The sequence below is a fragment of the Caulobacter sp. SSI4214 genome (assembly GCF_012184455.1).
Taxonomy (GTDB): domain Bacteria; phylum Pseudomonadota; class Alphaproteobacteria; order Caulobacterales; family Caulobacteraceae; genus Caulobacter; species Caulobacter vibrioides_E.
On the sequence record NZ_SZWJ01000152.1, the window covers coordinates 1 to 5,167 of the forward strand.

Sequence of the window (5,167 nt, forward strand, 5' to 3'; positions counted from 1 at the left end):
GTGGCCGCGCCATCAAGGACTATGTCGCCGCCGTGGACGCGACGGGCGTGGGCTTCACGCGCGAGACCCTCACCGCCGAGGAAGCCGCCGAGGAGCGCCTGGTGCTGGGGCTGCGCATCGACGACGGCGTGGCGTTCGCGGAGATGGCGCCGCTGGGCCTGTCGCCAGACCTCCCGAAAGTCCGCGATCTGGTCGAGGCGGGGCTTCTGGCCGACGACCCCGAGCGGTTGAGGGCGACGCGCGCGGGCCGCCTGGTGCTGGACCGGCTGACAGGCGCGCTCGCGACCTGATATGGCTTCTCATCGCAAGTTGAAGGACGCGTGATTTGAGCCGCCAGCTTCCCCCGCCAGCCCTGTCCGACGCGCCCCTGGCGCCCGGCCTCTATCTGGTGGCAACGCCGATCGGCAATCTGCGCGACATCACGCTGCGGGCCCTGGACGTGCTGGCCGGCTGCGACCTGCTGCTGGCCGAGGACACCCGCGTCACCGGCAAGCTGCTGTCCGCCTACGGCATTCGCACCAAGCTGGAGCGCCACGACGAGCACGTGGCCGAGCGCGCCATTCCGGGCGTGCTCGAACGGCTGGAGGCCGGCGAGCGGGTGGCCCTGGTGTCGGACGCCGGCACGCCGATGGTCTCCGACCCCGGCTACCGCCTGGCCAGGGCGGCGATCGCCGCCGGCCACCCGGTGATCCCGATCCCCGGCGCTTCGGCGGCCCTGGCGGCCCTGACCCTGGCCGGCCTGCCGACCGACCGCTTCCTGTTCGCCGGCTTCCCGCCGCCCAAGAGCGCCGCGCGCCGAACCTTCTTCGAGGAATTCGCCAACGCCCGCGCAACCCTGATCTTCTACGAGGGCGCGTCGCGGGTGGCCGACTGCCTGGCCGACATGGCCGCCGTGTTCGGGGCGACGCGCGAGGCCGCCGTGTGCCGCGAGCTGACCAAGCTCTACGAGACCTGCGTGCGCGGCCCGCTCGCCGAGCTGGCCGCCGACCCGCGCTTCGAGACCCCCAAGGGCGAGATCGTCATCCTGGTCGGTCCCGGCGCCGAAAAGGCCGCCAGCGTCGACGACGCCGAGGCGGCCCTGCGCGAGGCCATGACTCGCCTGCCGCTGGGCGAGGCCGCCTCGGAGGTGGCCAAGGCCCTGGGTCTTTCGCGAAAGGACCTCTATCGCCAGGCCCTGGCGCTGAAGGAGCGGGCCTGATGACCGCCGGCGCCCGCCCCCCTCGCGATCCCCCCCATCGGGCCAGGCAGGCGCGCGGCGCGGCGGCGCGCAAGCTGGGTCGACGGGCCGAGGTTCTGGCGGCGCTATGGCTGATGGCCAAGGGCTATCGCGTCCTGGGCTTCCGCCTGCCCACCCCTCTGGGCGAGATCGATCTGCTGGCGCAACGCGGACGGGTCCTGGCCGTTGTGGAAGTCAAACAGAGAACGACGATCGAGGACGCCCTGGACGCCGTGACGCCCACTCAGCGCGACCGGCTGCGCCGCGCCGCCGCCCACTTGGCCGCGCATCGTTCGGGCCTGCGCGATCTCTTGGTGCGCCTGGACCTGATCGCCCTGGCGCCTGGACGCGCGCCGCGGCATCTCGTCGACGCCTGGTCGGGGGCCTGACATGACCCGCGAGGAAGCCGAGGCGATCCTGATCAAGGCCGGCGAGGGTCCCGACGAGGGCTTTCCGCTGTTCGAGGCCGCTCTGGCCTGCGCGGTCCACGACGACCCCAGCCGCGACACCGCCCCGGCCGTCGCCCTGGCCGAGGACGCCGCCGAGCGCCTGCGCCGCCGCGCCGAGGCGGAGTCGCCGGAGGAGGCGGTGGCCGAGACCCTGGCCGGCGACCTGCGCCTGACCGGCGACGTCCTGACCTACGATCACCCCGACAACGCCGACGTCATCGCCATCGCCGAACGCCGCAAGGGTCTTCCCGTCGCGCTCGGGGTCTTCTACCTGCACGCCGCCCGCGCCGCCGGGCTGGAGCTGTACGGCGTCGACTTTCCGGGCCACTTCCTGCTGCGCATCGAGACCGAGGAAGGCCCGCTGGCCCTCGATCCCTTCAGCGAGGGCCGGGTCGTCCTGCCGTCGGAGCTGTCGCGCCGGGCGCTGCGCACCGGCCTGATGCCCGACGTGGCCTCGCGGCTGGAGCTGCTGATGGCGCCGATCTCGGACCGCGCGGTGCTGATCCGCCTGCAGAACAACATCTTCGCCCGCGCCCAGCAGGCCAAGGACTGGGTTCGCGCCGAGCGCTCGGCCCTGCGCCGGGCCCTGCTGAATCCCAAGGACCACCGCCCCTGGCTGGACGTCGCCGCCGCCCGCGAGGGCCAGGGCGCCCTGGCCGGCGCGTTGCAGGCCCTGTCGCGCGCCCAGATCCTCGACGGCGGCGCGGCCATCGCGGCGCGGGCGGCGCGGGAACGGATGCGGTTGCGGCTGAACTGATGCACAAGGAGAGCACACTGATCGCCGCTCACAAGCACTGCTTTCGGCAGGAGCGCGAGGTAATGGAGAGCACTATCTGCGGCTGCTTCTATTGCCTGGAAAGCTTCCCGCCGAGCGAAATCGAGGACTGGGCCGACGATGGACCGCCGACCGCGCTCTGCCCACGCTGTGGGATCGATTCGGTCATCGGCGACGCCTCAGGCTTCCCGGTGGTCGACAAAGCCTTCCTCGGCGACATGAATGTCTACTGGTTCCAGAGAACAGTCTCTTCCAGGGGCCTCTACGCTCGAGAAGTCCGTCACAGAGCGAAATGGGCTTGGCTAGCTGCCCGCGATTGGTTCGCAGGCCTACGCAGCTGACTCCGACACTCAGCGAAATAGGCTCGCAATCTCACTATTCGCGATTAACTAGACAGTCGCCGCCCTCCAGGTCTGGCGCGCACATCATACCCCAGGAGTCCCCATGTCGCTGCGAGTCGCCGTCCAGATGGATCCCGTCCTGGGGATCAACATCGACACCGACACGACCTTCCTGATGATGATGGAGGCCCAGAACCGCGGTCACAGGCTGTGGTTCTACACCCCCGACAAGCTGTCGCTGGAGGATGGTCGCGTCTTCGCCCGCGCCCAGCCGCTGGAGGTGTTCGCCGAGAAGGGCGCGCACGCGCGTCTGGGCGAAACCGTCGTTCTGGACATGAGGGACGACGTCGACGTGGTGCTGATGCGCCAGGATCCGCCGTTCGACATGGCCTACATCACGGCCACGCACTTTCTGGAGAAGGTGCACCCCCACACCCTGGTCGTGAACAACCCGGCCGAGGTGCGCAACGCGCCCGAGAAGCTGTTCGTCACCGACTTTCCCGGCGTGCAGCCGCCGACCCTAATCACCAGCGACCACGAGGCGATCTACGACTTTCGCGCCCGGCACGGCGACATCGTGCTGAAGCCGCTCTACGGCGGCGGCGGCTCGGGCGTGGCGCGGTTGCTGAAGGACGATCCCAATCTCGACGCCCTCCTGGAACTGCACGCCATGATCGGACGCGAGCAGGTCATCGCCCAGAAGTTCGTCCCGGCCGTCAGCAAGGGCGACAAGCGCGTCCTGCTGATCGACGGCGAGCCCGTCGGCGCCATCAACCGGGTGCCCGCCAGCGGCCAGGTGCGCTCGAACCTGCGGGTCGGCGGTCGCGCCGAGGCGGTGGAGCTGACCGCCCGCGACAAGGAGCTCTGCGCGATTATCGGCCCCGAGCTGAAGCGTCGCGGCCTGCTGTTCGTCGGCATCGACGTGATCGGCGAATACCTGACGGAAATTAATGTTACATCCCCCACCGGAGCTCAGCAGCTCAAGCGCTTTACGGGCGTGGACGCGGCGGCTGTTCTTTGGGACCGCATTGATGACATTTGTGCGAATGGTGGGTAACTCTGGAAAAATAACAATTCTTCCTGAAATGTTCGTTTTTCGTTCTTGATGTATTTCGCGCGCCGTGGTGACCCTTGTGGATAAATTGACAGTCCACAAGGAGGGCGGATGGCCGCCAAGGTCGTCACGGTCGCGTTCGAAGGCGTAGAGGCGCGTCGCGTCGACGTCGAGGTGCAGCTGACCACCGGCCAGCACGTGTTCGTGGTGGTGGGCCTGGCCGACAAGGCCGTCGCCGAGAGCCGCGAACGGGTGCGCGGCGCCTTCGCCGGCCTGGGCTTGGCGCTGCCCGGCAAGCGCATCGTCGCCAATCTGGCCCCGGCCGACATGCCCAAGGAGGGCACGCACTTCGACCTGCCGATCGCCCTGGCGGTGATGGCGGCCCTGGGCGTCATCCCGATGGACGCTCTGGACGGCTGGGCGGCGATGGGCGAGCTGTCCCTCGACGGCCGCATCGTCCCCGCCGCCGGGGCCCTGCCGGCGGCGATGGCGGCCGGCGCGATGGGCCTGGGCCTGATCTGCCCGGAGGCCTCCGGCCCCGAAGCCGCGTGGGCCGGCGACACCCGCATCCTGGCTCCGCGCTCGCTGGTCTCGCTGATCAATCACTTCCGTGGGAGCCAGATTCTCGGCGCCCCGGCGCCGGGTCCGATTCTGGAGGGCGAGCGGCCCAAGGACCTGCGTGACGTGAAGGGCCAGGAGCACGCCAAGCGCGCGCTGGAGATCGCCGCCGCCGGCGGTCACAACCTGCTGTTCGTCGGCCCGCCGGGCTCGGGCAAGTCGATGCTGGCCCAGCGCCTGCCCGGCCTGCTGCCGCCGTTGACCTCCAGCGAGCTGCTGGAGACCTCGATGGTCCATTCGGTGGCTGGGCTGATCGCGCGCGGCGCCCTGACCCGGAACCGGCCCTTCAGATCGCCGCATCACTCGGCCAGCATGGCCGCGCTGACCGGCGGCGGACATCGCGCCAAGCCCGGCGAGGTGTCGCTGGCCCACAATGGGGTGCTGTTTCTCGACGAGCTGCCCGAGTTCGGCGTCCAGGCGCTGGACAGCCTGCGCGCGCCGCTGGAGACCGGCGAGGTGATGGTCGCCCGCGCCAACGCCCACGTCCGCTACCCCGCGCGCGTGCAGCTGGTGGCGGCCATGAACCCCTGCCGTTGCGGCCATGGCGGGCCTGGGCGCGGCGCCTGCGGCAAGGCGCCCCGCTGCCAGAAGGATTATCAAGGCCGCGTCTCGGGTCCGCTGATGGATCGCATCGACCTCGCCGTCGACATGCCCGCCGTCACCGCCGCCGACCTTTCCCTGCCGCCGCCCGCCGAGGGGTCCGCCGAGGTCGCC

The 5,167-nt window shown here is 70.3% G+C and carries 6 protein-coding genes and 1 pseudogene; all 7 read left to right on the forward strand.

The window, feature by feature from the left end:
- A pseudogene (locus FCU40_RS22490) lies at positions 1–290 on the forward strand (coproporphyrinogen III oxidase); the annotation flags it as partial.
- A 35-nt stretch (positions 291–325) separates the two neighbouring features.
- Positions 326–1,198, forward strand: a complete 873-nt coding sequence (rsmI, locus tag FCU40_RS22495) for a 16S rRNA (cytidine(1402)-2'-O)-methyltransferase (RefSeq protein WP_168078024.1) — start codon at positions 326–328, stop codon at positions 1,196–1,198.
- The gene (locus FCU40_RS22500) at positions 1,198–1,605 is read left to right on the forward strand and encodes a YraN family protein (protein ID WP_004615983.1); all 408 of its coding nucleotides are present in this window, start codon (positions 1,198–1,200) and stop codon (positions 1,603–1,605) included. Before rsmI ends, FCU40_RS22500 begins: the two co-directional genes overlap by 1 nt.
- Position 1,606: 1 nt before the next feature.
- Positions 1,607–2,422, forward strand: coding sequence for a transglutaminase family protein (locus FCU40_RS22505; protein WP_168078026.1), 816 nt, complete (start codon positions 1,607–1,609; stop codon positions 2,420–2,422).
- Positions 2,422–2,781, forward strand: coding sequence for a hypothetical protein (locus tag FCU40_RS22510; protein ID WP_206677368.1), 360 nt, complete (start codon positions 2,422–2,424; stop codon positions 2,779–2,781). The genes FCU40_RS22505 and FCU40_RS22510 overlap by 1 nt, the downstream gene beginning before the upstream one ends.
- A 103-nt stretch (positions 2,782–2,884) precedes the next feature.
- On the forward strand, positions 2,885–3,838 hold the full coding sequence (gshB, locus tag FCU40_RS22515; RefSeq protein ID WP_168078028.1) for a glutathione synthase: 954 nt from the start codon (positions 2,885–2,887) through the stop codon (positions 3,836–3,838).
- A 108-nt stretch (positions 3,839–3,946) separates the two neighbouring features.
- Positions 3,947–5,167 (forward strand): YifB family Mg chelatase-like AAA ATPase (locus FCU40_RS22520; protein WP_168078030.1); only part of this gene is annotated, 1,221 nt, incomplete at its 3' end.